General features: G+C 69.0%; 23 protein-coding genes. 15 read left to right on the top strand and 8 right to left on the bottom strand.

Going from position 1 to position 25,627, the window contains the following annotated elements:
- A complete protein-coding gene (locus tag AC2D80_RS08360) occupies positions 1-972 on the top strand; it encodes a DUF1932 domain-containing protein (protein WP_484632506.1) in 972 nt (323 codons plus the stop codon).
- Here the strand turns inward: AC2D80_RS08360 and AC2D80_RS08355 are convergent.
- Complete coding sequence (locus AC2D80_RS08355) at positions 959-1,867, bottom strand: LysR substrate-binding domain-containing protein (protein WP_484632668.1); 909 nt, start codon at positions 1,865-1,867, stop codon at positions 959-961. The two genes, AC2D80_RS08360 and AC2D80_RS08355, sit on opposite strands and share 14 nt — an antisense overlap.
- A gap of 116 nt (positions 1,868-1,983) precedes the next feature.
- Here AC2D80_RS08355 and AC2D80_RS08350 point away from each other — a divergent pair, with 116 nt between their 5' ends.
- From AC2D80_RS08350 to AC2D80_RS08315, 8 genes are all read left to right on the top strand, one after another.
- A complete protein-coding gene (locus AC2D80_RS08350; RefSeq protein ID WP_484632505.1) occupies positions 1,984-2,673 on the top strand; it encodes a substrate-binding domain-containing protein in 690 nt (229 codons plus the stop codon).
- 20 nt (positions 2,674-2,693) lie between these two features.
- Positions 2,694-3,728 carry an amidohydrolase family protein gene (locus AC2D80_RS08345; RefSeq protein WP_484632504.1) on the top strand — a complete coding sequence of 345 codons (1,035 nt, stop codon included), beginning with the start codon at positions 2,694-2,696 and terminating at the stop codon, positions 3,726-3,728.
- Positions 3,729-3,747: 19 nt separating this feature from the next.
- Positions 3,748-4,431: a 4-carboxy-4-hydroxy-2-oxoadipate aldolase/oxaloacetate decarboxylase gene (gene ligK / locus AC2D80_RS08340; protein ID WP_484632503.1), complete on the top strand. Its 684-nt coding sequence runs from the start codon at positions 3,748-3,750 to the stop codon at positions 4,429-4,431.
- Positions 4,432-4,541: 110 nt separating this feature from the next.
- Complete coding sequence (locus AC2D80_RS08335; protein WP_484632502.1) at positions 4,542-5,474, top strand: amidohydrolase family protein; 933 nt, start codon at positions 4,542-4,544, stop codon at positions 5,472-5,474.
- Between the two features lie 186 nt (positions 5,475-5,660).
- On the top strand, positions 5,661-6,095 hold the full coding sequence (ligA, locus tag AC2D80_RS08330; protein WP_484632501.1) for a protocatechuate 4,5-dioxygenase subunit alpha: 435 nt from the start codon (positions 5,661-5,663) through the stop codon (positions 6,093-6,095).
- Position 6,096: 1 nt separating this feature from the next.
- Positions 6,097-6,963, top strand: coding sequence for a class III extradiol dioxygenase subunit beta (locus AC2D80_RS08325; RefSeq protein ID WP_484632500.1), 867 nt, complete (start codon positions 6,097-6,099; stop codon positions 6,961-6,963).
- Between the two features lie 57 nt (positions 6,964-7,020).
- Entirely contained in the window at positions 7,021-7,989 is a 969-nt protein-coding gene (locus AC2D80_RS08320; RefSeq protein ID WP_484632499.1) for a Gfo/Idh/MocA family oxidoreductase, read from the top strand.
- 4 nt (positions 7,990-7,993) lie between these two features.
- Positions 7,994-9,004, top strand: coding sequence for an aldo/keto reductase (locus AC2D80_RS08315; protein WP_484632498.1), 1,011 nt, complete (start codon positions 7,994-7,996; stop codon positions 9,002-9,004).
- A 34-nt stretch (positions 9,005-9,038) separates the two neighbouring features.
- Here AC2D80_RS08315 and sugE read toward each other — a convergent pair whose 3' ends face one another.
- Positions 9,039-9,356: a quaternary ammonium compound efflux SMR transporter SugE gene (gene sugE, locus AC2D80_RS08310; protein WP_484632497.1), complete on the bottom strand. Its 318-nt coding sequence runs from the start codon at positions 9,354-9,356 to the stop codon at positions 9,039-9,041.
- A 443-nt stretch (positions 9,357-9,799) separates the two neighbouring features.
- On the opposite strand from sugE, the gene AC2D80_RS08305 reads away from it, so the two are divergent.
- Positions 9,800-10,354 carry a hypothetical protein gene (locus AC2D80_RS08305; protein WP_484632496.1) on the top strand — a complete coding sequence of 185 codons (555 nt, stop codon included), beginning with the start codon at positions 9,800-9,802 and terminating at the stop codon, positions 10,352-10,354.
- Positions 10,351-11,064, top strand: coding sequence for a hypothetical protein (locus AC2D80_RS08300; protein ID WP_484632495.1), 714 nt, complete (start codon positions 10,351-10,353; stop codon positions 11,062-11,064). The genes AC2D80_RS08305 and AC2D80_RS08300 overlap by 4 nt, the downstream gene beginning before the upstream one ends.
- 333 nt (positions 11,065-11,397) lie before the next feature.
- Here the strand turns inward: AC2D80_RS08300 and rpoD are convergent, their stop codons facing one another.
- Positions 11,398-13,743, bottom strand: coding sequence for an RNA polymerase sigma factor RpoD (rpoD, locus tag AC2D80_RS08295; protein ID WP_484632494.1), 2,346 nt, complete (start codon positions 13,741-13,743; stop codon positions 11,398-11,400).
- A 288-nt stretch (positions 13,744-14,031) separates the two neighbouring features.
- Positions 14,032-15,912: a DNA primase gene (dnaG, locus tag AC2D80_RS08290; RefSeq protein ID WP_484632667.1), complete on the bottom strand. Its 1,881-nt coding sequence runs from the start codon at positions 15,910-15,912 to the stop codon at positions 14,032-14,034.
- Positions 15,913-15,982: 70 nt separating this feature from the next.
- Here dnaG and AC2D80_RS08285 point away from each other — a divergent pair, with 70 nt between their 5' ends.
- The gene (locus AC2D80_RS08285) at positions 15,983-17,629 is read left to right on the top strand and encodes an acyl-CoA synthetase (RefSeq protein ID WP_484632493.1); all 1,647 of its coding nucleotides are present in this window, start codon (positions 15,983-15,985) and stop codon (positions 17,627-17,629) included.
- Positions 17,630-17,646: 17 nt separating this feature from the next.
- Here the strand turns inward: AC2D80_RS08285 and AC2D80_RS08280 are convergent, their stop codons facing one another.
- Together AC2D80_RS08280 and AC2D80_RS08275 are read right to left on the bottom strand one after the other, a co-directional pair.
- Positions 17,647-19,539: a gamma-glutamyltransferase family protein gene (locus tag AC2D80_RS08280; RefSeq protein ID WP_484632492.1), complete on the bottom strand. Its 1,893-nt coding sequence runs from the start codon at positions 19,537-19,539 to the stop codon at positions 17,647-17,649.
- Between the two features lie 25 nt (positions 19,540-19,564).
- Positions 19,565-20,323 carry a 3-hydroxyacyl-CoA dehydrogenase gene (locus tag AC2D80_RS08275; protein ID WP_484632491.1) on the bottom strand — a complete coding sequence of 253 codons (759 nt, stop codon included), beginning with the start codon at positions 20,321-20,323 and terminating at the stop codon, positions 19,565-19,567.
- 171 nt (positions 20,324-20,494) lie between these two features.
- Here AC2D80_RS08275 and ppk2 point away from each other — a divergent pair, with 171 nt between their 5' ends.
- Positions 20,495-21,373: a polyphosphate kinase 2 gene (ppk2, locus tag AC2D80_RS08270; protein ID WP_484632490.1), complete on the top strand. Its 879-nt coding sequence runs from the start codon at positions 20,495-20,497 to the stop codon at positions 21,371-21,373.
- A gap of 225 nt (positions 21,374-21,598) precedes the next feature.
- Here ppk2 and AC2D80_RS08265 read toward each other — a convergent pair whose 3' ends face one another.
- A complete protein-coding gene (locus tag AC2D80_RS08265; protein WP_484632489.1) occupies positions 21,599-22,642 on the bottom strand; it encodes an extracellular solute-binding protein in 1,044 nt (347 codons plus the stop codon).
- Positions 22,643-22,777: 135 nt separating this feature from the next.
- Here AC2D80_RS08265 and AC2D80_RS08260 point away from each other — a divergent pair, with 135 nt between their 5' ends.
- Complete coding sequence (locus tag AC2D80_RS08260; protein WP_484632488.1) at positions 22,778-23,707, top strand: patatin-like phospholipase family protein; 930 nt, start codon at positions 22,778-22,780, stop codon at positions 23,705-23,707.
- Positions 23,708-23,876: 169 nt separating this feature from the next.
- Here AC2D80_RS08260 and AC2D80_RS08255 read toward each other — a convergent pair whose 3' ends face one another.
- A complete protein-coding gene (locus tag AC2D80_RS08255; protein WP_484632487.1) occupies positions 23,877-24,422 on the bottom strand; it encodes a phasin family protein in 546 nt (181 codons plus the stop codon).
- A gap of 218 nt (positions 24,423-24,640) precedes the next feature.
- On the opposite strand from AC2D80_RS08255, the gene AC2D80_RS08250 reads away from it, so the two are divergent.
- Complete coding sequence (locus tag AC2D80_RS08250; RefSeq protein WP_484632486.1) at positions 24,641-25,615, top strand: histone deacetylase family protein; 975 nt, start codon at positions 24,641-24,643, stop codon at positions 25,613-25,615.
- The last annotated feature ends 12 nt before the right edge of the window (positions 25,616-25,627 follow it).

Here is a 25,627-nt window from a genome sequence, read left to right as displayed (position 1 = left end):
ATGAGCGGATCGCTGGCCGGGGACGTTGCGCCCACCGTGGCCCTGGTGGGCTACGGCGAGGTCGGCCGGATTTTCGCCGCGGGGCTGCGCGAGGCGGGCGTGGCCACGATCGCGGCCTGGGACCTCCGTTTCGTCGATCCGGCACGGTGCGATGAGGCGCTGGCCCACGCGGCCGAGGCCGGCGTGATCGCGTGCGACGGTCCGCAGGCGCTGCTCGCGCAGCGCCCGGGCCTGGTGATCTCCGCCGTCACCGCCAGCCAGACGCTGGCCGTCATCGGCGACCTGCTCCCGCACCTGGGACCGGGCGTGACGGTCCTCGACCTCAACTCGGCGTCGCCCGGCACCAAGGAGCAGGCCGGCGCCCAGGTGCACGCGACCGGCGCGCGTTATGTGGAGGCGGGCGTGATGACCTCGGTGCCACCGCATGGCATCCGCGTGCCGATGCTGCTCGGCGGACCGCACGCGGCCGCGCTGGCGCCCACCCTGGCCGCCTGGGGCATGAGCGTGCGCGTGGCCAGCGAGCGCCTGGGCGTGGCCAGCGCGACCAAGATGTGCCGCAGCGTGATGATCAAGGGCCTGGAGGCCCTCGTGCTGGAGAGCTACGCCACCGCGCGGCGCTACGGCGTGGAGGACGCGATGATCGCCACGCTGCAGGAGACCTTCCCGGGCATCGACTGGGAGCGCCAGGGCAGCTACTTCTTTAGCCGCGTGGCGCAGCACGGCCGTCGCCGCGCGGAGGAGATGCGCGAGGTGGCCCACACGGTGGCCGAGGCCGGCTTCGAGCCTTGGCTGGCGCGCGCCATCGCGGCCAAGCACGACTGGATGGCCGATCAGGGCGCCGCGGGCCGCTTCGATGACCTGCCCTCGGCACCCGGCTGGCGCGACTGGGCCGACCGCTTGCCGCGGGAGGCGGGCGACGAGCGTGGCGCCGGCAACAGCGGCGACCCCGGCGGCGGTCTCAGTCGGTCTTGAGCAGCGCGCCCAGCGTGTCCCGGATCAGGGCGAGCGCGGTCTGCTGCGTGAGTGTGGCCGGGCGCACCGAGCTGGTCGCCAGGCTCAGGCGGGTGCGCAGCGGCGGGTCGGTGGGCCGCAGGCGGTAGGCCGAGGGTCGGATCGAACTCGCCACCGCCTGACGGGACAGCAGCGCCGCGCCCGCGCCGTCGGCCACCAGCTCCAGAATCGCCGACACGCCGTCGATCTCCAGCGCCACGCGCGGGCGGCAGCCCACGTTGGCCATCTCGGTTTCCACCTGCATACGGATCGCGTTGGGCCGGCTGGGGATCACCAGCGGCATCTCGGCCACCTCGCGCAGCGGCACCGGCGCGGCCGGCGGGTCTTCCGGCAGGCCGGGAGGTCGGGGCTGCACGAGCCACAGGGCCTCTTCACCCAGCGGGTCGATGTCGATCTCCGGGATCGGCTGCGCGTTGTACAGCACCGCCACGTCCAGCCGGCCGGTCACCAGCCATTCCTGCATCGTGGCCGACAGGCCCTCGCTGATCGACAGGCTGGCCTGCGGCAGGCGCTGGCGGAAGGCGCGCGTGAGCGGCACCGCCAGCACCTTGGCCAGGCTCGGCGGCAGGCCGATGGCCACCCGGCCGGCCAGCGCGCCGCGCACGCGGCCCAGCTCCTCGCGCGCCCGGTCCACCTGGTGCAGGATGCCGCGCCCGTGTTCGAGCAGCAGCTTGCCGGCTTCGGTGGGCGTGGCGCCGCGGCCGTTGCGCACGAGCAGCGTCTGGCGCAGTTCCACCTCGAGCAGGCGGACCTGACGCGACAGCGCGGGCTGCGCCACGTCGAGGGCGATGGCGGCGCGGGTGAAGCTGCCGAGCTCGGCCACGCGCACAAAATATTCGAGTTGCTTGAGGTCCATGGCGGTGGGTGAAGTCACCATCATAGTTATCTGCTTTTGTTCTAGCTGCTAGCCCGGTCAGCGGCTTTGCCATCGCCGGGGGCCTGACCACAATGCCGGGCGAGACATTCACACCCATGCCAGATACCCCACGCGCCGTGCGCGGCATTTCCTCCATGGCCACCCGCGCTTTGCTGGCCGAGCTGTGCGCCGAGTTCACGGCGCGCACCGGCGTGGCGGTGGCGATCGAATCGGTGGGTGGCGTGGACGCGGCGCGCCGCGTCGCGCAGGGCGAGCGGTTCGACGTGGTGGTGCTCGCGTCCGATGCGATCGACCGCCTGCTGGCCGCGGGTCACCTGGTGGCCCCGCGGGTGGACGTGGTGCGCTCGCCGGTGGCCGTGGCCGTGCCGGCAGGCCGCGATGCGCCGGCGATCAGCGACCGGGACGCGCTGCTGGCGGCGCTGCGCGCGGCCCCGCGCATCGGTGTGTCCACCGGCCCGAGCGGCGTGACCTTGTTGCAGCGGCTGGCCGACTGGGGCCTCGACCGGCTGGTCGCTGAGCGCTGCGTGCAGGCGCCGCCGGGCGTCCCGGTGGCCACGCTGCTGGCGCGCGGGGACGTGGACCTCGGCTTTCAGCAGCTCAGCGAAATGCTCGGCGCCCCGGGCATCCGCATCCTGGGCCCGCTGCCCGACGACGTGGCCATCGTCACCACCTTCAGTGCCGCCGCGCCCGCGCCGGTCGGCCCCGACGTCGACGCGCTGCTGCGCTTTTTCACCGACCCCCAGACCGCGGCGGCCAAGCGACGCCACGGCATGTCGCCGGCCTGAGACCGGCCCCCGGAGCCCCCATGTCCCTCATCATCGATTGCCACGGCCACTACACCACCGCGCCGAAGGCGCTGGAGACCTGGCGCAACGCCCAGATCGCGGGCATCAAGGACCCTTCGGTCATGCCGAAAGCGGCCGACCTGCAGATCAGCGACGACGAGCTGCGCGAGTCGATCGAGACCAACCAGCTGCGCCTGATGAAGGAGCGGGGCAGCGACATCACGCTGTTCAGCCCGCGCGCCAGCTTCATGGCCCACCACATCGGCGACTTCCAGGTTTCCAGCACCTGGGCGGCCATCTGCAACGAGCTTTGCTACCGCGTCTCCACACTGTTTCCTGAGCATTTCGTGCCGGTGGCGATGCTGCCGCAGAGCCCGGGTGTGGACCCCGCCACCTGCATCCCCGAGCTCGAGAAGTGCGTGCGCGAATACGGCGCGGTCGGCATCAACCTCAACCCCGACCCCTCCGGCGGCCACTGGACCAGCCCTCCCCTGACCGACCGCCACTGGTACCCCATCTACGAAAAAATGGTGGAGCACGACCTGCCGGCGATGATCCACGTGAGCACGAGCTGCAACGCCTGCTTCCACACCACCGGCGCCCATTACCTCAATGCCGACACCACGGCCTTCATGCAGCTGGTGCAGGGCGACCTGTTCAAGGACTTTCCGACGCTGAAGTTCCTGATCCCGCACGGCGGCGGCGCCGTGCCCTACCACTGGGGCCGCTTCCGCGGTCTGGCGCAGGAAATGAAGAAGCCGCTGCTCACCGAGCACGTGTTGAACAACGTGTACTTCGACACCTGCGTGTACCACCAGCCGGGCATCGACCTGCTCAACACCGTGATCCCGGTGAAGAACGTGCTGTTCGCCTCCGAGATGATCGGCGCCGTGCGCGGCATCGACCCGACCACCGGCCACTACTACGACGACACCAAACGCTACATCGAGGCATCAACCCTTCTGAGCCCCGACGACAAGCACGCGATCTACGAGGCCAACGCGCGGCGCGTGTTCACCCGGCTCGATGCCCGTCTCAAGGCCGCCGGCCGCTGATTTTCTGGAGGAACCCGCCATGTACGAACTCGGCGTCGTGTACCGCAACATCCCCCGCGCCGACCGCACAGTGGCCGACGCCATGGCCATGCTGGGCTCGGCCACCGTGCATGAAGCCATGGGCCGTGTCGGTCTCCTCAAGCCCTACATGCGGCCGATCTACCCCGGTGCGCAGGTCAGCGGCACCGCGGTCACGGTGCTGCTGCACCCCGGGGACAACTGGATGATGCACGTGGTGGCCGAGCAGATCCGCCCCGGTGACATCGTGGTGGCGGCCATCACCGCCGAGTGCACCGACGGTTACTTCGGCGACCTGCTGGCCACGAGTTTCCAGGCCCGCGGTGCACGCGCGCTGGTCATCGACGCCGGTGTGCGCGACGTGCGCACGCTGCAGGAGATGGGCTTCCCGGTCTGGAGCAAGTGCATCAGCAGCAAAGGCACCATCAAGGCCACCCTCGGCTCGGTGAACATCCCCGTGGTGTGCGCCGGTATGTGGGTTCGCCCCGGCGATGTGATCGTGGCCGACGACGATGGCGTGGTCTGCGTGCCGCACGAGCGGGCCGCCGACACGCTGGCCGCTGCGCGCAAGCGCGAGTCCCTGGAAGCTGACAAGCGCGCCCAGCTGGCCAGCGGCGTGCTGGGGCTGGACATGTACAAGATGCGCGAACCCCTGGCCGCGGCCGGGCTGAAGTATCTGGATTGAGCTCCGCCGCGCAGTGCGCGACCCCCTTCCAGGGGGCAATATCTGCGGTCCGGCGGAGCCGGTTCCGCGGTGTTCCCAGACCGATACACCTCACGCGAAGGATGTTGTGAATGACCAAACCGACCACGGGCGATTTCACCAAGACCCCGGGCTGGCTGGACTGGTACCAGGGCCCGAGCCGGCCGCGCTTCAGCCTGCCCGCGGGGAGCGTCGACGCGCACTGCCACGTGTTTGGTCCCGGGGCCGAGTTCCCCTACGCCCCCGAGCGCAAGTACACGCCCTGCGACGCCAGCAAAGCCCAGCTGTTTGCCCTGCGCGACCACCTCGGGTTCGCGCGCAACGTGATCGTGCAAGCCACCTGCCACGGCGCCGACAACCGCGCGCTGGTCGATGCCTGCCGTGCGTCCGGTGGGCGGGCGCGAGGCGTGGCGACGGTGCGCCGCAGCGTCAGCGACACCGAGTTGCAGGCCCTGCACGACGCGGGTGTGCGCGGCGTGCGATTCAACTTCGTCAAGCGGCTGGTGGACTTCACCCCCAAGGACGAACTCATGGAGATCGCCGCCCGCATCAAGGCCTGGGGCTGGCACGTGGTGATCTATTTCGAGGCACAGGACCTGCCGGAGCTGTGGGACTTTTTCACCGCCTTGCCCACCACGGTGGTCGTCGACCACATGGGTCGCCCGGACGTGGGCAAACCCCTGGACGGCCCTGAGTTCGCGCTGTTCCTGCGCTTCATGCGCGAGCACGAAAACGTCTGGAGCAAGGTGAGCTGCCCCGAACGCCTGTCCGTCAGCGGGCCGCGGGCCCTTCACGGCGAACAGGCCGCCTACCGCGATGTGGTGCCATTCGCGCGCCGGGTCGTCGAGACCTTCCCCGACCGCGTGTTGTGGGGCACCGACTGGCCGCACCCGAACCTCAAGGACCACATGCCCGACGACGGCCTGCTGGTCGATTTCATCCCCCACATTGCGCCGACGGCAGAGCTGCAGCAGAAGCTGCTGGTGGCGAACCCGATGCGCCTCTATTGGCCCGAGGAATGCTGACTCCCACGCTCCACCGCTGCGCGGGTCGCTGCCCCCCGCGAGGGCGCGAATCGCCTTGGGGCGGCCCAGCGGCCGAACAAGGATTCCCCTCCTGCGCCACCGCTGCGCGGGTCGCTGCCCCCCCAAGGGGGTGCGAATCGCCTTGGGGCGGCCCAGCGGCGATTCATGCTTCAGCAAGGAGTACCCATGGCGCTCGATAAACCCTACCGGGATGTGCCCGGCACCACCATCTTCGATGCCGAGCAAAGCCGCCGGGGCTACTGGCTCAACCAGTTCTGCATGAGCCTGATGAAGGCGGCGAACCGCGAACGCTTCAAGAAGGACGAGCGCGCCTACCTCGACGAGTGGGCGATGACCGAGGAGCAGAAGCAGGCAGTGCTCGCGCGCGACCTGAACCGCTGCATCGCCCTGGGCGGCAACATCTACTTCCTCGCCAAGATCGGCGCCACCGACGGCAAGAGTTTCCAGCAGATGGCGGGCTCCATGACCGGCATGACCGAAGAGGAGTACCGACAGATGATGATCCGCGGTGGCCGTTCGGTCGAGGGCAATCGATACATCGGCGAGGACGGTGACGCGCAGGCGCACCGCCAGCCCCAAGGCTCGGGAAGGACCGCCTGACATGGCCCGCATTACCGCATCCGTCTACACCTCCCACGTACCCGCCATCGGCGCCGCGCTCGACCTGGGCAAGACCGGCGAGCCCTACTGGCAGCCGGTGTTCGGCGGTTACGAGTTTTCCAAGCAATGGATGAAGGACCACCGGCCCGACGTGGTGTTCCTCGTCTACAACGACCACGCCACCGCCTTCAGCCTGGACCTGATTCCCACCTTCGCCATCGGCACGGCCGCGCAGTATCAGCCGGCCGACGAGGGCTGGGGGCCGCGGCCGGTGCCGGTGGTTCAGGGCCATCCCGAGCTGGCGTCGCACATCGCGCAGAGCGTCATTCAGCAGGACTTTGACCTGACCATCGTCAACAAGATGGACGTGGACCACGGTCTGACGGTGCCGCTCTCGCTGATGTGCGGCCCGCAGGATCCGCAGAAGGGGGCATGGCCCTGCCCGGTGATCCCCTTCGCGGTCAACGTGGTGCAGTACCCGGTGCCCAGCGGGCGCCGCTGTTTCCAGCTCGGTCAGGCAATCCGCCGGGCCGTGGAAAGCTACGACGAGGACCTGAATGTCCACATCTGGGGCACCGGCGGCATGAGCCACCAGCTCCAGGGCCCGCGCGCCGGCCTCATCAACCGCGACTTTGACAACCGCTTCCTCGATTTGCTGGAAAGCGACCCCGCGGCGGCCGCCGCGATCCCGCACATCGATTACGTGCGCGAGGCCGGCAGCGAAGGCATCGAGCTGGTGATGTGGCTGATCGCCCGCGGTGCCATGGCCGACGTGGCCGGTGGACCGCGGCCGCGGGTGGCGCACCGCTTCTACCATGTGCCGGCGTCCAACACCGCCGTCGGCCACCTCATCCTGGAAGATCATTGACCACCCCCGCCGCGCTTCGCGCGACCCCCTCGCGCATCGAGCTTTGGAGACACTGACATGAGCAATACGAAGACCATCAAGGTCGCACTCGCGGGCGCCGGCGCCTTTGGTGTCAAGCACCTGGACGGCATCAAGAACATCGACGGTGTCGAGGTGATTTCCCTGATCGGCCGGGAACTCGACAAGACGAAGGAGGTTGCGGCGAAGTACGGTATCGGCCACGTCACCACCGAGCTTGCGCAATCGCTCGCCCTCCCTGGGCTCGACGCGGTGATCCTGTGCACGCCCACGCAGATGCACGCCGAGCAGAGCATCGCCTGCCTGAAGGCCGGCAAGCATGTGCAGGTGGAGATTCCGCTGGCCGACAGCCTGGCGGGCGCGCAGGCCGTGGTGGATCTGCAGAAGCAGACCGGCCTGGTGGCCATGTGCGGCCACACGCGGCGCTTCAACCCCAGCCACCAGTACGTGCACAGGAAGATCCAGGCGGGTGAGTTCAACATCCAGCAGATGGATGTGCAGACCTACTTCTTCCGCCGCACCAACACCAACGCGCTGGGCCAGCCGCGCAGCTGGACCGACCACCTGCTGTGGCACCACGCCGCGCACACGGTGGACCTGTTCGCCTACCAGGCCAACAGCCCGATCGTGCAGGCCAACGCCATCCAGGGCCCGATCCACCCGGTGCTGGGCATCGCCATGGACATGAGCATCCAGCTCAAGGCCGCCAACGGGGCCATCTGCACGCTCTCGCTCTCGTTCAACAACGACGGCCCGCTGGGCACCTTCTTCCGCTACATCGGCGACACGGCGACCTACATCGCCCGCTACGACGACCTGTTCACCGGCAAGGACGAGAAGATCGATGTGTCGAAGGTCGACGTGAGCATGAACGGCATCGAGCTGCAGGATCGCGAATTCTTCGCCGCCATCCGCGAGGGCCGCGAGCCCAACGCCAGCGTGGCGCGCGTGTTCGATTGCTACCGCGTGCTGCACGAGCTGGAACTCAAGCTCAACGCGCAGGGCTGATCGCATGCAGCAACGCGCGCTGGGCCTCTTCTCGGTCTCGGCCATCGGCCTGGGCTGCATGAACATCTGCCACGCCTACGGACCGCCGGTGTCCGAGGCGCAGGCCGAGCGCTTGCTGCTCACCGCGCTGGACGAGGGCATCACCCATTTCGACACCGCCGCGCTGTACGGCTTTGGGGCGAGCGAGACCACGCTGGGCCGCGTGCTGTCGCCCCACCGCCACCGCTTCACGCTGGCCAGCAAGTGCGGCATGCAGGGGGTGGATACCCAGGGTGACGGGAAGCTCGTGCGCGTGATTGATGGCCGCCCGGCCACGCTGCGCGCCACCTGCGAGGCGGCGCTGCAGCGCCTGCGCACCGACGTCATCGATCTGTACTACCTGCACCGCTGGGACAAGCAGGTACCGATCGAGGAAAGCGTGGGCGCGCTGGGGGACCTGGTGCGCGCCGGCAAGATCCGCGCCGTTGGCCTCAGCGAGGTGTCCGCCGCCACCCTGCGCCGAGCCCACGCCGAGCACCCGATCGCCGCGCTGCAGACCGAGTACTCCCTGTGGACCCGCAACCCCGAACTCGGTGTGTTGGACACCTGCCGCGAGCTGGGCGTGGCCTTCGTGGCTTTCAGCCCGGTCGGGCGCGGTTTCCTCGCCACCGACGTGGACGCGGACGCCCTCGACGCCAAGGACATCCGCCGCACCATGCCACGCTTCGCCCCCACCGCGCTGGCCGCCAACCGGCGCTGGCTGCCCGCCTACCGCGCGCTCGCGCAGGAGGCCGGCTGCACGCCCGCGCAACTCGCGATCGCCTGGCTTCTCCACCGCGCGCCGCACATCCTGCCCATCCCGGGGACCACCCAGGTCGACCACCTGCGCGAGAACAACGCCGCCGATGGCGTGGCGCTGTCGCCCAGCGTGATGGCGCGGCTCGATCGGCTCATCAACCCCTCCACCGTGGTCGGCGACCGCTACAACGAACAGGCCAACCGCGAAGTGGACACCGAGCCGCTGCCGGCCGCCTGACCCCGTCCGGCAGCGGCCCCGGCGCGGCTGGCCGTCAGGCCGACGTGATCTTCAGGCCCACGATGCCGGACACGATCAGCGCCACGCAGGCCAGCCGCGCCACCGTCGCCGGCTCGCCAAACAGCACGATGCCCAGTGTCACCGTACCCACCGCGCCAATCCCCGTCCACACCGCGTAGGCCGTGCCCACCGGCAGCGTGCGCATGGCCAGGCCCAGCAGCACCACGCTGACCACCATCGCCGTGACCGTGCCCACCGATGGCCACCACCGCGTGAACCCCTCGGTGTACTTCAGCCCGATCGCCCACGCCACCTCAAACAACCCCGCCACGAACAACAACACCCAGCTCATGCACCACCCTCCCAAAGCCCCCGATTGAAACCGCGCGTCCTGGTGAGCGCGCGCTGTGGCGCGGCAACCACCCATGATGCGCGGGGGTACTGGGCAGCGAGGTCGTGGGTCGTGCGGCACGCGCTCTTCAGCCAGCAAGGCGGACTGGGCCGCGTGCACCCGCTGTTTGGCGAACAATTGCCGCAGGTCAGGACTACAGCTTCAGCTCCCCCCAGCACGACCGCGGTCGTGCCTGGGGGGAGCGCTGCGCGAACAGCCGCATCGAGAGGACGGACGCGCAGGGGCGGACGTTGAAAGAGTGGCAGGCGACGGAGGCGGGTTCGTGATTCGCGAACAGCGAATATAAATGCAGTATGCAGATCGCATACATTCGGTCGATAGTTGGTTGAAAATCCAATGAAGCCATGGCATATTCCATATGCATATTGCGTATGGAGTCCAGTGTGAGCAGTTCTGGCATCAAATCGCGGCTGAGCCACGCCCAGTGGACGCTGAAGCCGCAAGACCTCGCGGTGGCCTTCAAGCTGGTCTGCCTCAAGGGGCAGCGCTTGCCTTACGCGGCCTTGGCCGAGGCCCTGCACCTGTCGCCTTTTGAGGCCCACGCTTGCATGGCGCGCCTGTCGGCGTCGCGGCTGCTGACCGAGGTGAATGGTGTGCCCTGTCTGGTGATGCCCGCCTTCCGGCCTTTGGTGCTTCAAGGGGCGGTGTACTTTTTCCCGCCGGTGCGGGGGGAGGTCACGGTGGGTTTTCCCACGGCGCAGGGGGTGGAGCCGCTGAGGTCCAAGGTGATGTTTTCGGACGAGTTGCCGCCCGTGTGGCCGCACGCCGAAGGCACGACGCGCGGCACGACCCTGCTGCCGCTGTACCCCAAGCTGCCCTTGGCGGCGCAGTTGGACCCGGCGTTTTACGAACTGCTGGCGCTGTTTGATGCCCTGCGCATCGGGCAGGCGCGTGAGCGCGAGCTGGTGCGCGGCATGCTGGAGGAGCGATTGAAGTGAGCAACCCCAATCTGGCCATCCTGGAGCTGGTGGCCAGCGCCCTGGGCCCGGTGTGCGAGGACGTGGTATTTGTAGGTGGCTGCGCGGCGGGCCTGTTGCTCACGCAAGTGCGCCCGGACCGCATCCGCATCACCGAAGACGTGGACATCATTGCCGAGGCGCTCACGGCCCGCGACTATCACGCCATCGAAGATCAGGTCCGTGCGCGTGGCTTCAGCAACGACACGCGCCCGGGCGCGCCCATCTGTCGCTGGGTGTACGGCTCTGTCACGGTGGACGTGATGCCCACGGTGCCGGACATCCTGGGGTTTGCCAACCGCTGGTATCCGTTGGCGGTAGAGACCGCCTCCACGGTCGTGCTGGCCTCAGGATTGAACATCCGCCTCATCAGCGCGCCGGTCTTCATCGCCACCAAGCTGGAAGCATTCCACGACCGGGGCCGCAACGCCGATGGACAGCTCGACTATCTGGGCAGCCACGATCTGGAGGACATCATCACCGTGGTGGACCGACGCCCTGAGCTATTGTCTGAGTGCGCCGAGGCGCCAGAAGAACTGCGGGTGTATCTGGCCCAGGCCTTCAGCCATTTGTTGGCCGACGCGGACTTCAACACCTCGCTGGCCGGGCATCTACCGGGCGATGCGTCCAGCCAAGGGCGCTTGCAAAAACTGCGCGATGCGTTGCGCACGCTTTCGAAGCTGAAGACATGAACACCCACCCTCGTTCAGAAACTCTGGAATCACTGCAACGTGCTGCGCGATGACGGCATGAGCGATGGCGATTGCGTGGACGAAGCAGCTGTGGATCCACGACCTTCGGACCAACCAGCACTTCACGCTCAAGACCAATCCGCTCAAGCGCGAGCACTTGGCCGAATTCGTTGAGCTGGACCAGGAGGGCCAGCGGCACCTGCGCCAGGCCACCTCGTCGGCAAACAATCCGGACGGCCGCTGTCGCGTTTACTCCTGCGACGAACTCGTCACACGCGACAAACACAAAGGGAGCCGAGGCTCCCTTTGTTTGCTTCTGTCGGACTGCGCGACTTACAGCGAGTCGATGAAGCTGCGCAGCTTGTCGCTGCGGCTGGGGTGCTTGAGCTTGCGCACGGCTTTGCTCTCGATCTGGCGGATCCGCTCGCGGGTCACGTCGAACTGCTTGCCCACTTCTTCCAGCGTGTGGTCGGTGGACATTTCGATGCCGAAGCGCATGCGCAGGACCTTGGCTTCGCGCGGGGTCAGGCTGTCGAGGATTTCCTTGACCACCTCGCGCAGGCCGGCCTGCATGGCGGCTTCGATCGGCGCGGTGTTGGTCTGGTCCTCGATGAAGTCGCCCAGGTGCGAGTCGTCGTCGTCGCCGATGGGGGTTTCCATCGAGATCGGCTCCTTGGCGATCTTCATGATCTTGCGGATCTTGTCCTCCGGCATGTCCATCTTCTCGGCGAGGATGGAGGCGTCGGGTTCGAAGCCGAACTCCTGCAGGTGCTGACGGCTGATCCGGTTCATCTTGTTGATCGTCTCGATCATGTGCACCGGGATGCGGATGGTGCGCGCCTGGTCGGCGATCGAGCGGGTGATGGCCTGGCGGATCCACCAGGTGGCGTAGGTCGAAAACTTGTAGCCGCGGCGGTATTCGAACTTGTCCACCGCCTTCATCAGACCGATGTTGCCTTCCTGGATCAGATCCAGGAACTGCAGGCCGCGGTTGGTGTACTTCTTGGCGATCGAGATGACCAGACGCAGGTTGGCCTCGATCATCTCCTTCTTGGCGTCGCGGGACGATGCCTCGCCGTTGTTCATCCGCTTGTGGATGTCCTTGAGGTGGTCGATGGGCACGACCACGCTGTTCTGGATGTCGATCAGACCGCGCTGGAGCTCCTGCACCGGCGGAATGTTGCGCTCCAGCACCGTGCTCCAGGGCTTGCCAGCGGCGGCCTGCTTCTCCACCCACTTCAGGTTGAGCAGGTTGGGCGGGAAGTCCTTGATGAAGGTCTCCTGCGGCATGCCGCACTTGTCCACGATGATGCGGCGCAGCTCGCGCTCCTTCTTGCGCACCTCGTCGACCTGGCTGCGCAGCGTGCTGCAGAGCTTCTCGATGGCCTTGGCGGTGAAGCGGATGGTCATCAGCTTCTCGGTGATCGCCTGCTGCGTCTTGATGTAGCTCGGGCCGCCGTAGCCTTCCTTGTCGTAGATCTTGTGCAGCTTCTCGAACAGGGAGCGCATGGCGTCGAAACGCTCCAGCGCTTCGCGCTTGAGTTCTTCGAGCTTGCGCGTCAGCGCCTTGGAGCCGCCCTTGCCGTCGTCGTCGTCCGACTCGTCGTAATCGTCGAAGTCTTCCTCGGCCACGTAGTCGTCGGCTTCATCGGCGTCGGCAAAGCCATCCACCACCGTGGAGATCACCACTTTGCCTTCGCGGATCTCTTCGGCCATGGCCAGGATCTCGGCGATGGTGGCGGGGCTCTCGCTGATGGCGGCCATCATGTCGTTGAGGCCGGCCTCGATGCGCTTGGCGATTTCGATCTCGCCCTCGCGGGTGAGCAGTTCCACCGTGCCCATTTCGCGCATGTACATGCGCACGGGGTCGGTGGTGCGGCCGAATTCGCTGTCCACGGTGGACAGCGCGGCTTCGGCTTCCTCTTCCGCTTCCTCTTCGGTGGCGGCGGTGGGGCCGGTGTTGTTCAGCAGCAGGGTTTCGGCGTCGGGCGTCTGCTCGTAGACGGCCACGCCCATGTCGTTGAGCAGCGAGACCACGACTTCCAGGGTCTCGGCTTCGACCAGCTTGTCGGGCAGGTGGTCGTTGATTTCGCCGTGCGTGAGGTAGCCGCGGGTCTTGCCGAGCTTGATCAGGGTCTTGAGGCGCTCGCGGCGGGCCCGGGCTTCCTCTTCGGACAGGACGGTTTCGTCCAGCCCGAATTCCTTCATCAGCGCGCGCTCCTTGGCCTTGCTGATCTTCATGCGCAGCGGCTTGGCCTTTTCGGCCGGCTGCGATTCGTCGGTGGTTTCCTCCGGCAGCTCTTCCGCGAGATCCTCTTCGATATCGCTCAGATCGGCGTCGTCGAGGTCGGCTTCTTCCTTGGCCGCGGCCTTGGGTTTGCGGCCGCGCTTGGCCGCCGGTTTCTCAGCGGCGGGGGCTTCGGCTTTGGCGGGACGGCCGGCTTTTTTCTTGGGCGCGGGTTCGGCGTCGGTCAGGGTGTCGTCGAGTTCCTCGGCCTTGGTCTTCTTGGCGGTCTTGGCCGGGGCGGCCTTGTCGGCTTTCACGGCCGCTTTCGCGGGGGTCTTCGTCGTCACTGCGGGGGCTTTCTTGGCGGGGGCCGCCGGGGCCGCTTTTGCGGAGGCCTTCTGGGCGGACTTGGGGCTGGCAGCGGCGGGCGTACTGGACTTCTTCGTGGGCATGAAAACCTCAGCAAACGTCAATGGAGACCGGCGAAACAGACCACAAACGCCAGATGGGGCCGCGCGGGGCGGACTCAACCGGGGGATTTGTGAAACACAAGGGCCGCGATTCGCCGGGAAACGCGGCCCTGCAAGCTGGGTGGGCGAACATTTGGTGTGCAGTCCTTGCGGGGTGCCGCCGGGCCCTAGGGGCGCCGGGGTGGCCAGGCGGGTGCGCCATGTAGCCCCAAGAGGGGGCCGGGCCGGAACCGGAGGTGCTGCTGTCGCGCTTGCGGTGCAAGCCGTGGATTATACCGGCGCGGCCCCGATCTGGTGTTCCAGGGCCTTGCGCTGGGCTTGCAGTTCGGCGTAGCGACGCCGGGCCGCGGGGTCATGCGCCGCTTCGGCGATGGCCTCGCTTTCCAGGGCCTTGAGGCGGTCAATCCGCAGCCGCAGCATGACGCCGCCGAGTTCTTCGTGGTCGTCTTCCGCCCCCGGGGTCAGGGCGAGTGTGTCGACCGCCTGCACCGCGGCCGCCTCGTGCGCGTGGCCGCGCAAGGCCTCACGCAGGGCGGCCCAGGCTTGCGGGCCGTGTTCGTGGATCTGGGCCTCCAGCCAGGCCAGCAGCGGGCCGTGCGGCGCGGGCAGCGCGGCAAGCAGGTGGTGGTCGTCGGCCGAGAGCGCGTCCCAGGCGCGCGGGTTGCCCAGCAGCAGGCCCAGCACCCGGTCCTCGCGGCTCACCACGCCGCGGCGCAGGGGCGCCGGACGGGCCCGCCACGCATGGCGGGGGGCGTTGCCGGAGTCGCCGCGCGCGCGCTCCGGGCGCGGCTCGCTGTCGGCCGGCCGGGGTCGGCGGGCGGCGCCCGGGCCGGCTGCCGCGGCGCCCCACAGGCGCTGCAGGTCCAGCGCGTCCAGCGCCGCCCGCTCGGCGATCTCGCCCAGCAGCTGGGCCTTGAGCGCGCCGTCGGGCAGGGCGGTCCACAAGCCACGGGCCTGGCTGGCCATGCGGGCGCGGCCTTCGGCGGTCGCCAGGTCGCAGTCCGCCGCGGCCGCTTCCAGCAGGAAGCGCGACAGCGGCACGGCCTCCTTCACCCGTTCGGCAAAGGCGTCGGTGCCGTGCTCGCGGATGTAGCTGTCGGGATCGTGTTCGGCGGGCAGGAACAGGAAGGCCACCCGGCGCGTGTCGGTGGCCAGCGGGAGCGCGGCGTCGAGCGCTTTGCGGGCGGCGCGCCGGCCGGCGGCGTCGCCGTCGAAGCTGAAGACGACCGCGTCGGTGAAACGGAACAGCTTCTGCACGTGGTCGGGCGTGCAGGCGGTGCCCAGCGTGGCCACCGCGTTGGCAAAGCCCAACTGGGCGAGGGCAACGACGTCCATGTAGCCCTCGGTCACCAGGGCGTAGCCGAGCTGACGGATGGCCGTGCGGGCCTCGAACAGGCCGTACAGCTCGCGGCCCTTGCTGAACACCGGCGTCTCGGGCGAATTGAGGTACTTGGGTTCGCCCTTGTCCAGCACGCGCCCGCCGAAGCCGATGCACTCGCCCTTGACGTTGCGGATCGGGAACATGATGCGGTCGCGGAAGCGGTCGTAGCGCTTGGCCTCGCCGCTGGCGCCTTTCTCATCGGCGTGCTCAATGACGAGGCCCGACTCCACCAGCAGCGGGTCGGCGTAGTCGGGGAACACGCTGGCGAGATGCCGCCAGCCCTCGGGGGCGTAGCCCAGACCGAACACCTTGGCGATCTGGCCCGAGAGGCCGCGGCCCTTCAGGTACCCGACCGCCCGCGCCGCCCCTTTCAGGTCCTTCTGGTAGGCGCGCGCGGCTTTTTCGAGCACATCGGTCAGCGTGGCCTGCTTTTCCCGCTGGCGCGCGGCGCGCTCGCGGTCCTGTGGCGATGCCTCGTCCTCGGGCACGCTCAAGCCGGTCTGCTGGGCCAGTTCCTTGACCGCTTCCACGAAGTTCATGCCGGCGTGTTCCATCAGGAAACCGATGGCATTCCCGTTGGCGCCGCAGCCGAAGCAGTGATAGAACTGTTTCGACGGACTAACGCTGAATGAGGGCGATTTTTCGCCGTGGAAGGGGCACAGGCCCATGAGGTTGGCCCCGCCCTTCTTCAGGGGCACGTAGCGGCCGACCACGTCGACGATGTCGACGCGGCCGAGCAACTCCTGGATGAACGATTGCGGGATGGCCACCGGCCTATTCTCGCCCAGCACCTCCTCGCACCGTGCCGTCCGCGCCATGAACACCCCGGAGACATCCTGCATGACCCACCATTTCGATCAGGACCTGCCGCGCAACGCGGCCAATTTCGCGCCGCTGTCGCCCCTCATGTTTCTGGAGCGCACCGCCGAGGTCTATCCCGACCGGCTCGCCATCGTGCACGGCCCGCTGCGCCAGACCTGGGGCCAGACGCTGGAGCGCTGCCGCCGGCTGGCCAGCGCGCTGCGGGCGGCGGGGATCGGCAAAAACGACACGGTGGCGGTGATGCTGCCCAACACGCCGCCGATGGTGGAGGCGCATTTCGGCGTGCCGATGGCTGGCGCGGTGCTCAACGCGTTGAACACCCGGCTGGACGCCGAGACGATTGCGTTCATGCTGGACCACGGCGAAGCCCGGGTGGTGATCGTCGATCCCGAGTTCGCGCCGGTGATGGCGCGCGCGCTGGCGCTGCGCCAGCGCCAGGAGCCGGTGCTGGTGATCGATGTGCACGATCCGCTGTTCACCGGGCCGGCGCAGCCGATCGGCAGCGTGGATTACGAGCGCTTTCTCGCCGGCGGCGACCCGCAGGCGCCGGCCGTGTGGCCCGAGGACGAGTGGGACGCGATCGCGCTCAACTACACCAGCGGCACGACCGGCAACCCCAAGGGCGTGGTCTACCACCACCGCGGCGCGGCCATCAACGCGATCTCCAACGTGCTGGAGTGGGACATGCCCAAGCACGCGGTCTACCTCTGGACACTGCCGATGTTCCACTGCAACGGCTGGTGTTTCCCCTGGACCGTGGCGGCGCGCGCCGGCGTGAATGTGTGCCTGCGCCGGGTGGAGGCGCAGGCGATCTTTGACGCGATGCGCGAGCATGGCGTGACCCACTACTGCGGTGCGCCCATCGTGCACGGGCTGCTGGTGAATGCGCCGGAAGCGATGAAGGCGGGCCTGCCGTCCGGCATCCGGGCCATGGTGGCGGGCGCGGCGCCACCGGCGTCGATGATCGAAGGCATGGAGCAGATGGGTTTTGACCTGACCCATGTGTACGGGCTCACCGAGGTCTACGGGCCGGCCACGGTCTGTGCCAAGCACGAGGCCTGGGATGCCCTGGACATCGGTGAGCGCGCGCGGCTCAACGCCCGCCAGGGCGTGCGCTATCACCTGCAGCGCGACGTGCGCGTGCTCGACCCGCAGACGATGAAGCCGGTGCCGGCCGACGGTCAGACCATGGGCGAGATCATGTTCAAGGGCAACATCGCCATGAAGGGCTACCTGAAGAACCCGAAGGCGACGCAGGAGGCGTTTGCCGGCGGCTGGTTCCACAGCGGGGACCTGGCCGTGCAGTACCCCGACGGCTACTTCAAGATCAAGGACCGCAGCAAGGACATCATCATCAGCGGCGGCGAAAACATCTCCTCGATCGAGGTGGAGGATGTGCTCTACCGCCACCCGGACGTGCTGGCCGCCGCGGTGGTGGCCAAGCCCGACGCCCGGTGGGGCGAGACGCCGTGTGCCTTTGTGGAACTCAAGGCCGGCGCGCAGACCACACCCGAGGCCATCGTGGCGCACTGCCGGCAACACCTGGCGGGCTTCAAGGTGCCGCGCGCGGTGGTGTTCGGCGAACTGCCCAAGACCAGCACCGGCAAGATCCAGAAGTTCGAGCTGCGCCAGCGCGCGGGCTCGGCCGCCGCCATCGACGTCTGATGAATCCGCGCGGGCGCTCAGTCGCCCGCGACGACGCCTTCGCGGCGCGGGTCGGCGCCGCCCAGCCACACACCGTCGCGCCGCACCAGCGCCTGCGCGCCGCTGGTCATGTCGGTGGCTTGCACCGCGTGGCCCCGCGCGCGCAGCGCGGTGGCGGTGGCCTCGGGAAATCGGCCGGTTTCCAGCAGCAGCGGGCCGCCGGTGGAGCCGGCGTTGGGCAGGTCGAGCGCGGCTTGCGGGGTGAGTCCCCAGGCCCACACGCCGAGCAGCGCCTTGGCGGTGTAGTGAATGATCAACGCGCCGCCGGGGCTGCCGGCGGTCATGAGGAGCTCGCCGGTGCGGCCGTCGAACACCAGCGTCGGCGACATCGATGAGCGTGGCCGTTTGCCAGGCTGCACGCGGTTGGCCACGGGCCGGCCGGCGGCGTCGCGGGGCGTGAAGCTGAAGTCGGTGAGCTGGTTGTTGAGGAGGAATCCGCCGGGGCGCGCCGGGTCGGTGCTGACGAAACGGCGGCTGCCGAACGCGGCTTCGATGGTGGTGGTCATGGCCACGGCGTGGCCGCGGGCGTCGACCACGCTGAGGTGGCTGGTGCCGAACTCCGGCTGGTCGGGCATGGGGGCGTGGGCCAGCGGCGCGTCAACGGGTTGGCCGGGCTGGCCGGCTGGCGCGGTGTCGGCGCGGCGCGGGCCGATCCGCGCGGCGCGGGCCGTCAGGTAGTCCGGCGCCAGCAGGCTGGACCAGTCGCCAGCCGGCGCTGCCACAAAGGCCGGGTCGGCCACGTGCGCCGCGCGGTCGGCGAACGCGAGGCGCGAGGCCTCCTGGTAGGCGTGGAGCCAGTCGGCGGTGGGCACGCGGCCGTCCAGCGGCGGCACCGCGGCCAGCGGCGTGCGGGCCAGCAGGCCCAGGATCTGGCCGATGGCCAGCGCGCCCGAGCTGGGCGGCGGGAAGCCGCACACCCGCAGTGGTCGCGCGGCGGGCGTCCAGTCGTGGCACAGCGGCTCGCGCACCAACGGTTGGTAGGCGCGCAGATCCTCCAGTCGCAGGCCGCCGGGGTGGGGCGGGCGCTGCGCGGCCGCCACGATCGCTTGGGCGATGGGACCGTCGCGCAGCGCCGCCGCGCCGTCGCGCACCACCGCGCGCAGGACGGCGGCGAGTTCGGGATTGCGCAGGCGATGACCCACCGGGTGGGGCTGGCCGTCGGGTTGGTAGAAGTGGGCGCGGGCGAGCGGGTCGTCGCGCAGCGCCGGGTCGGCGGCGAGCAGGGCATGAAGCCGCGGGCTGACAGGAAATCCGGCCTCCGCCAGCGTGATCGCGGGCGCCAGCAGCCGGGGCCAGGGCAGGGTGCCGTGGGCGCGGTGGGCTTGTTCCAGCATCGCCACCACACCCGGCACGCCCACCGCCCGGCCGCTGGTCATGGCGGCAGCGAAGGGCAGGGGCTGGCCGGCGTCGTCGAGCCACAGCGACTCCGTGGCTGCGGCGGGCGCGGTCTCGCGCCCGTCGTAGGCGCGCACCCGCTGCCCGTCCCAGTGAAGGAGGAAAGCCCCGCCGCCGATCCCGCTGGACTGCGGCTCCACGAGCGCCAGCACCATCTGCGCCGCGATCGCCGCGTCCAGCGCGCTGCCGCCATCGCGCAGCACCTGCGCCCCGGCCTCCGCGGCCAGCGGGTGGGCGGCCGCCACGGCCTGGCGCGTGTGGCGCCAGCCAGGCTTGGCGGTCAGGCCGGAGGCGGCCTCGGGCGGTGGGGGGAGGGCGGTCGTGTCGCGGGGCGCCACCCGCTGGGCGCAGGCCGCCAGCAGCAGTGCCGACCCGAGCGCCGACCCCAGGGTGAGGTAGCGCGCCAGCCGCGACGCCCCGCGGGATGGGGGGCGCGAAACCCAGGCGGAGCAAGGCGGGGAGCGACGGCCGGTCATGCGCGCCACTCTACCCCGCTCGGACTCACTTCGGGGCGAGGCGGATGGCGCCGTCGAGGCGGATCACCTCGCCATTGAGCATGTCGTTTTCGATGATGTGCTTGACCAGGCGCGCGTAGTCCTGGGGCGTGCCCAGGCGGCTGGGGAAGGGCACGCTGGCGGCCAGCGCGTCCTGCACTTCCTGCGGCATGCCGAAGAGCATGGGCGTGCCGAAGATGCCGGGGGCGATGGTCATGTTGCGGATGCCGTTGCGGGCGAGGTCGCGCGCGATCGGCAGCGTCATGCCGACCACGCCGCCTTTGGAGGCGGCGTAGGCCGCCTGCCCGATCTGGCCGTCGTACGCGGCCACGCTGGCGGTGCTGATCATCACGCCGCGCTCGCCGGTGGCTTCCGGCGCGTTTTTGCACATCGCCTCGGCCGCCAGGCGGATCATGTTGAAGCTGCCCACCAGGTTGACCATGATGGTCTTGGTGTAAACCGCCAGCGAGTGAGCGCCGTTTTTACCGACGGTCTTTTCCGCCGGTGCGATGCCGGCGCAGTTCACCAGGCCCATGAGTTTGCCCAGCGACACCGCTTTGGCCACCACGGCCTGCCCGTCGGCTTCACTGCTGACGTCGCACTTCACAAACGCCCCGCCGATCTCGCGGGCCACCGCCTCGCCCTTGTCGGCCTGCATGTCGGCGATCACGACGGTACCGCCGTGTGCGGCCAGCAGCCGCGCCGTGCCTTCGCCCAGACCGGACGCGCCGCCGGTGACGATGAAAACCTTGCCTTGAATGTCCATGGAGTGCTCCTCGGGTCGGCGCCCGGTGGGTTGACGTTGACGTAAACGTCAATTATGGCCCCGCGCGGCCAGCCGGCCAAGCGCCACCGACGCTGCGGCGTCACGGCACCGACACGCCACTGTCACGCCACCGTCGTACCGTCGCCCGGTCCCATCCAGCTTCCTGCCGCCATGACCACCACCAGCGACGACCTGATGCGCCGCCTCCACCAGGACCTCATCGACAGCCTCGACGAAGAGCTGGAGATGGAAATCGACGACGAGGACGGCGCTGGCACCGATGCCCGGCGTCACTACTTCCGCGAACTGGTGCGGCTGCAGGCCGAGCTGGTCAAGCTGCAGGACTGGGTCGTCGCCACCGGCCACAAGGTCGTGGTCATTTTTGAGGGCCGCGACGCGGCGGGCAAGGGCGGGGTGATCAAGCGCATCACCCAGCGCCTGAACCCGCGGGTGTGCCGCGTGGTGGCGCTGCCGGCGCCCAACGACCGCGAGCGCACGCAGTGGTACTTCCAGCGCTACATCACCCACCTGCCCGCGGGCGGCGAGATCGTGCTGTTCGACCGAAGCTGGTACAACCGCGCCGGCGTCGAGCGGGTCATGGGCTTTTGCACCGACGAGCAGGTCGAGGCCTTTTTCGGCACCGTGCCCGAGTTCGAGAAGATGCTCGTTCGCGCCGGCATTCAGCTGGTGAAGTACTGGTTCTCCATCAGCGATGAAGAGCAGGAGGCGCGCTTCCTGGGGCGCATCCATGATCCGCTCAAGCAGTGGAAGCTCAGCCCCATGGATCTGGAGAGCCGCCGCCGGTGGGAGCTCTACACCAAGGCCAAGGAAGAGATGCTCGCGCGCACCCACACGCCCGAGTCACCGTGGTGGGTGGTGCCCGCCGACGACAAGAAAAAGGCCCGTCTTAACTGCATCCACCACCTGCTGTCACTCATCCCGTACCACGAGGTGGAGCGACCCGCGATCACCCTGCCCGAGCGCATCCGCCACGAAGGCTACCGGCGCCACCAGGTGCCGGGCGAAATCTACGTCCCGCAGGTGTATTGATAGAGCCACCCCCGCCGCGCGGCGCGCGCCCCCCTCCAGGGGACGGCGCCAGCGGCCCGGCGAAGCCGGATTCCCCGCGCCCTCGATGGGCGCGCGGGGGATCCGGCTGCTTGCGTTCAGCACACCGCGGAACTGGCTCCGCCAGGCCGCTGGTGTGGTCCCCCCTCGAAGCGCCGCCGGCGCGCCACGGAGGGGGGAAGCCGCGTCAGCGGCGCAGGGGGGTGTTCACTTGAACCCGACGCGGTCAAGCATCTGCTGCACTTTGGTCAGGTTTTTGGCCACCGAGGCGAGCGGCACGTTCTCGACCTTGAAGTTGTCGCCGCCCATCGCCTTGAGGGCCGGGTTGTCGACCTTCACGCCTTTGGCGGCGGCGAACTCGTTGTTGCCGTTGGCGAAATAGTCCTGCGCGAACGGGCTGGCCAGGTATTCCATGAACTGGATGGCGGCGTCGCGGTTCTTGGCGTGCTTGGCCACGGCCGCGCCGGCGATGTTGACGTGTGTGCCGCTGGTGCCTTGGTTGGGGAACACGACGCGCACCTTGTCCACCACCGAGCGGTCTTCCGGTTTGGTCGACTTCATCAGACGGGCCAGGTAGTAGGTGTTGGTGATCGCCACGGCGCACTCGCCCGAGGCGACCGCGCGGATCTGGTCGGTGTCGCCGCCCTTGGGCGCCCGCGCCATGTTGTCGACGATGCCCTTCAGCCAGGCCTCGCCCTTCTGGTCGCCGATGCGCTCGATCACCGTGGCGAACAGCGACAGGTTGTACGGATGCGAGCCGGAGCGGGTGCAGATCGTGCCCTTGAGCTTGGGGTCGGCCAGTTGCTCGTAGGTGGCGACGTCGGCGGCCTTCACGCGGGTGGGGTCGTACACGATCACGCGCGCCCGCGTGGAAAAGCCGGTCCAGGTCACGCCGTCGGCGGTCGGGGCGGCACGCAGGTTGGCCGGGATGGCGGCGTCGAGCTTGGCCGACTTGATCGGCTGGAACAGGCCTTGCGCGTCGGCGGCGGCCATGCGCGCGGCGTCGACCAGCAGCACGATGTCGGCCGGCGAAGCCGCACCCTCGGCGCGCAGGCGCGCCACAATCCCGGCGTCGTCCGCGTCCACCCGGTTGATCTTGATGCCGGTGGTGCGGGTGAAGGTGTCGTACATCACCTCGTCCGTCTGGTAATGGCGGGCGGAATACACGTTGAGCACCTTGTCCTGCGCCGAAGCGGTGAAGGCGGTGGCGGCCAGCGCGGCGGCCAGCAGGGGAGCGAAGCGAAAACGCATGGAAAGTCCTTGAGGGATGACAACGGAAGCGGTGGGTCGGCGGGGTGTCGAACCTCGGCGACAATGATCATGATGTTAACACTAACGCGAATTGTTCTCAATAAAATCCCGATTCGGCGATCGGCTTTGGGGGGGGTGCTGCTCGCCGCGCTGGTGCTGACGGGCTGCTCGACCGTGCCGCTGGGGGAGCCGTTGCCCCCGGCGGTGCCCCCGGCGGTGCCCCCGGCGGTGCCCCCGGTGGTCGCCCCCCCGCCGGTGGCGGCGCCCGCCATGCGGCCACCGCGGCTGGGCTTGGCCTTGGGCGGCGGTGCCGCGCGCGGCTTCGCCCACGTGGGCGTGATCCAGGTGCTGGAGCAGGCGGGCATTCGCCCGGATCTGGTGGTCGGCACGTCGGCCGGCAGCCTGGTCGCTGCGCTGTACGCCAGCGGGCGCTCCGGCGCCGAACTGGAGAAAGCCGCGCTGGCCATGGAGGAGGCGACGCTGACCGACTGGAGCCTGCCGTTGCTGGGGCGCGGCATGCTGCGCGGCGAAGCGCTCTCGCGATACGTCCGGCGGGCGGTGGACGCGCGCCTGATCGAGCAGATGACGCTGCCGCTGGGTGTCCTGGCCACCGATCTGGCCACGGGCCAGGGCGTGTTGTTCCAGCGTGGCGACACCGCCACCGCGGTGCGCGCGTCCAGCGCGGTGCCCGGTGTGTTCGCGCCGGTGCCGATCGCCGGGCGCGAATACGTCGACGGCGGGCTGGTGGCGCCGGTGCCGGTGCGCCAGGCGCGGGAGATGGGGGCTGAAGTGGTGCTGGCGGTGGACATCTCCACCGCGCCGGAAGGCCAGTCGGCCGACAACACCGTCGGCTTGCTGTTGCAGACCTTCGCCATCATGGGCCAGACCATCAACCGCCACGAACTCGCCGCGGCCGACGTGGTGGTGCGACCGGCGCTCAAGGGCGTGGGCAGCGCCGACTTCGCCGCCCGCCAGCGCAGCATCGAAGCCGGTCGTACCGCGATGCGCGCGGCCCTGCCGGCCCTGCAGGCCGAGCTGGCGCGCGGTCGGCGGGCCAGTCCGTGAGGCCATAAAAAAAGCCCTCCGCGGGGAGGGCTTGAAGGGTCCGATGAAACGGAATGTCGAAAAGGACCCGAGGAGACAACCGAAAGATAAGGGCGCGGGGCCGTGGTTCAAGTGTCCGGGCGATCCAGCGGTGGCAATCGCCCGAACAGCGGCCCGTCGGCCGGCCAGATCAGCGCTTCTTGGCGGCGGTGGTCTTGGCGGCGGTGACGGCGGAGGCGGTCACGCTGTTGAAATTGGCTTCGGCCATTTCGGTGGCCTGCTTCACGGCCTTCTGCACCGACTCCATGGCGTTGCTGGCGGCGGACACGGCGCTCTTCATCACGGCCACGGCGGCTTCGGAGCCGGCGGGGGCGTTCTTGGCGGCGTTGTCGACGACGGCCAGGATCTTCTTCTGGGTGTCGGCGGCGGTGGCTTCGGCGGCCTTGCTGAACTCGGCGCCGGTGCCCGAGGCGATGTCGTAGAGGTGGCGGCTGTAGGCCACGGTCTTCTCAGCGATGGGCTGCATCAGGCTGGCCTGCAGGGCGAGCAGTTCCTGGACGTCCTTGACGCTCATCAGGGCCTGGGTGTTCTGGGCGGTCTCGCTCAGGGCGGCCTTGGTGGCTTGCACGTTCAGGTCCACCAGCTTTTCCACGCCTTCGAAGGCCTTGTGGGTCAGGCCGAAGAGGGTTTCCAGGTGGGCTTTCTGGGCGGCAACGATTTGTTCGGCGGTCAGCATTTCAAACTCCTTGAGGGTGGGTGACAGGACAGTTTGTTGAGGGCTGCGTGGGCCGAGCCGAAGGTCCCGGCCGCCTATGCTGCGCTGCAACATAGCCCGAATTATAGGGATCGACCGGCGCGGCGCAAGCGTTTTTTGCTGCATTGCAACAATCTGGGGCGAAGCCCCTAAATCCGGGGTGCAGCGCCCCGGATTCATCCCCCCGACACAATCGCCGGGTGCTCGCTTTCTACGCCGACCATTTCGTTCTGCCGCTGCCACCCGGACACCGTTTTCCCATGGCCAAGTACGCCCGGCTGCGCGAGCGGCTGGCGGCCGAGCTTCCGCAGATCGTGATGCACGAGGCGCTGCCGGCCACCGACGGCGAGCTGGCTCTGGTGCACACCCCGGACTACATCGACGCCATCGCCCACGGCACGCTCGACCCCGCCCGGCAGCGCGAGATTGGCTTCCCCTGGAGCCCGGCCATGGCCGAACGGGCGCGCCGGTCCGTGGGTGCGACCCTGCAGGCCGCCCGCGCGGTGATGCAGGACGGCGGTCTGGCCGGCAACCTCGCCGGCGGCACCCACCATGCCTACGCCGACAAGGGCGGCGGGTTTTGTGTGTTCAACGACTTCGCCGTGGCGGCGCGACTGATGCAGGCCGAGCACGCGCGCGGCCGCCGCGGCGTGGCGCCCTTGCGCGTGGCGATCGTCGATCTGGACGTGCACCAGGGCAACGGCACCGCCCGCGTGTTCGCGCGGGACGACAGCGTGTTCACCCTGTCGATGCACGGCGCCAAGAACTTCCCCTTCCGCAAGGAGCCGAGCGATCTGGACGTCGAGTTGCCCGATGGCTGCGGCGATGACGACTACCTCGCCGCGCTCGACCAGGCGCTGGATGAGCTCGACCGCCGCTTCCAGCCGGGCCTCGTGCTTTACCTGGCCGGCGCGGACCCCCACGAGGGCGACCGGCTGGGGCGCCTGCGGCTGAGCTACGACGGCCTCGAGGCGCGCGACCGGCGTGTCATGGACTGGGCCTGGCGGCACCGGGTGCCGCTGGTGCTGGCCATGGGCGGCGGCTACGGCCACGACCTGGAGACCACCGTGCAGGTTCAGGTCAATACGTGGCGGGTGGCGTGCGAGCACCAGCGTCGCTGGGCGGCGTGGGCCGCCCGCACCGATACTCCCCCGGTGAGACAGGCCCAGCGCTGAGCCGCTGGCACA

Source organism: Hydrogenophaga sp. T66, from assembly GCF_057219855.1.
The sequence above is the reverse complement of the archived record's forward strand: the minus strand, read 5'-3'. Positions and strand labels throughout refer to the sequence as shown.

Bases quoted from the DNA above. Each gene is read 5' to 3' on its own strand.
- AC2D80_RS08345 (WP_484632504.1), top strand. From the start codon at position 2,694: ATGTCCCTCATCATCGATTGCCACGGCCACTACACCACCGCGCCGAAG.
- AC2D80_RS08320 (WP_484632499.1), top strand. From the start codon at position 7,021: ATGAGCAATACGAAGACCATCAAGGTCGCACTCGCGGGCGCCGGCGCC.
- AC2D80_RS08265 (WP_484632489.1), bottom strand. From the start codon at position 22,642: ATGCGTTTTCGCTTCGCTCCCCTGCTGGCCGCCGCGCTGGCCGCCACC.
- AC2D80_RS08315 (WP_484632498.1), top strand. From the start codon at position 7,994: ATGCAGCAACGCGCGCTGGGCCTCTTCTCGGTCTCGGCCATCGGCCTG.
- AC2D80_RS08325 (WP_484632500.1), top strand. From the start codon at position 6,097: ATGGCCCGCATTACCGCATCCGTCTACACCTCCCACGTACCCGCCATC.
- AC2D80_RS08360 (WP_484632506.1), top strand. From the start codon at position 1: ATGAGCGGATCGCTGGCCGGGGACGTTGCGCCCACCGTGGCCCTGGTG.
- AC2D80_RS08255 (WP_484632487.1), bottom strand. From the start codon at position 24,422: ATGCTGACCGCCGAACAAATCGTTGCCGCCCAGAAAGCCCACCTGGAA.
- sugE (WP_484632497.1), bottom strand. From the start codon at position 9,356: ATGAGCTGGGTGTTGTTGTTCGTGGCGGGGTTGTTTGAGGTGGCGTGG.
- AC2D80_RS08285 (WP_484632493.1), top strand. From the start codon at position 15,983: ATGACCCACCATTTCGATCAGGACCTGCCGCGCAACGCGGCCAATTTC.
- rpoD (WP_484632494.1), bottom strand. From the start codon at position 13,743: ATGCCCACGAAGAAGTCCAGTACGCCCGCCGCTGCCAGCCCCAAGTCC.
- AC2D80_RS08335 (WP_484632502.1), top strand. From the start codon at position 4,542: ATGACCAAACCGACCACGGGCGATTTCACCAAGACCCCGGGCTGGCTG.
- AC2D80_RS08280 (WP_484632492.1), bottom strand. From the start codon at position 19,539: ATGACCGGCCGTCGCTCCCCGCCTTGCTCCGCCTGGGTTTCGCGCCCC.
- AC2D80_RS08355 (WP_484632668.1), bottom strand. From the start codon at position 1,867: ATGGACCTCAAGCAACTCGAATATTTTGTGCGCGTGGCCGAGCTCGGC.
- ligK (WP_484632503.1), top strand. From the start codon at position 3,748: ATGTACGAACTCGGCGTCGTGTACCGCAACATCCCCCGCGCCGACCGC.
- AC2D80_RS08350 (WP_484632505.1), top strand. From the start codon at position 1,984: ATGCCAGATACCCCACGCGCCGTGCGCGGCATTTCCTCCATGGCCACC.
- ligA (WP_484632501.1), top strand. From the start codon at position 5,661: ATGGCGCTCGATAAACCCTACCGGGATGTGCCCGGCACCACCATCTTC.
- AC2D80_RS08275 (WP_484632491.1), bottom strand. From the start codon at position 20,323: ATGGACATTCAAGGCAAGGTTTTCATCGTCACCGGCGGCGCGTCCGGT.
- ppk2 (WP_484632490.1), top strand. From the start codon at position 20,495: ATGACCACCACCAGCGACGACCTGATGCGCCGCCTCCACCAGGACCTC.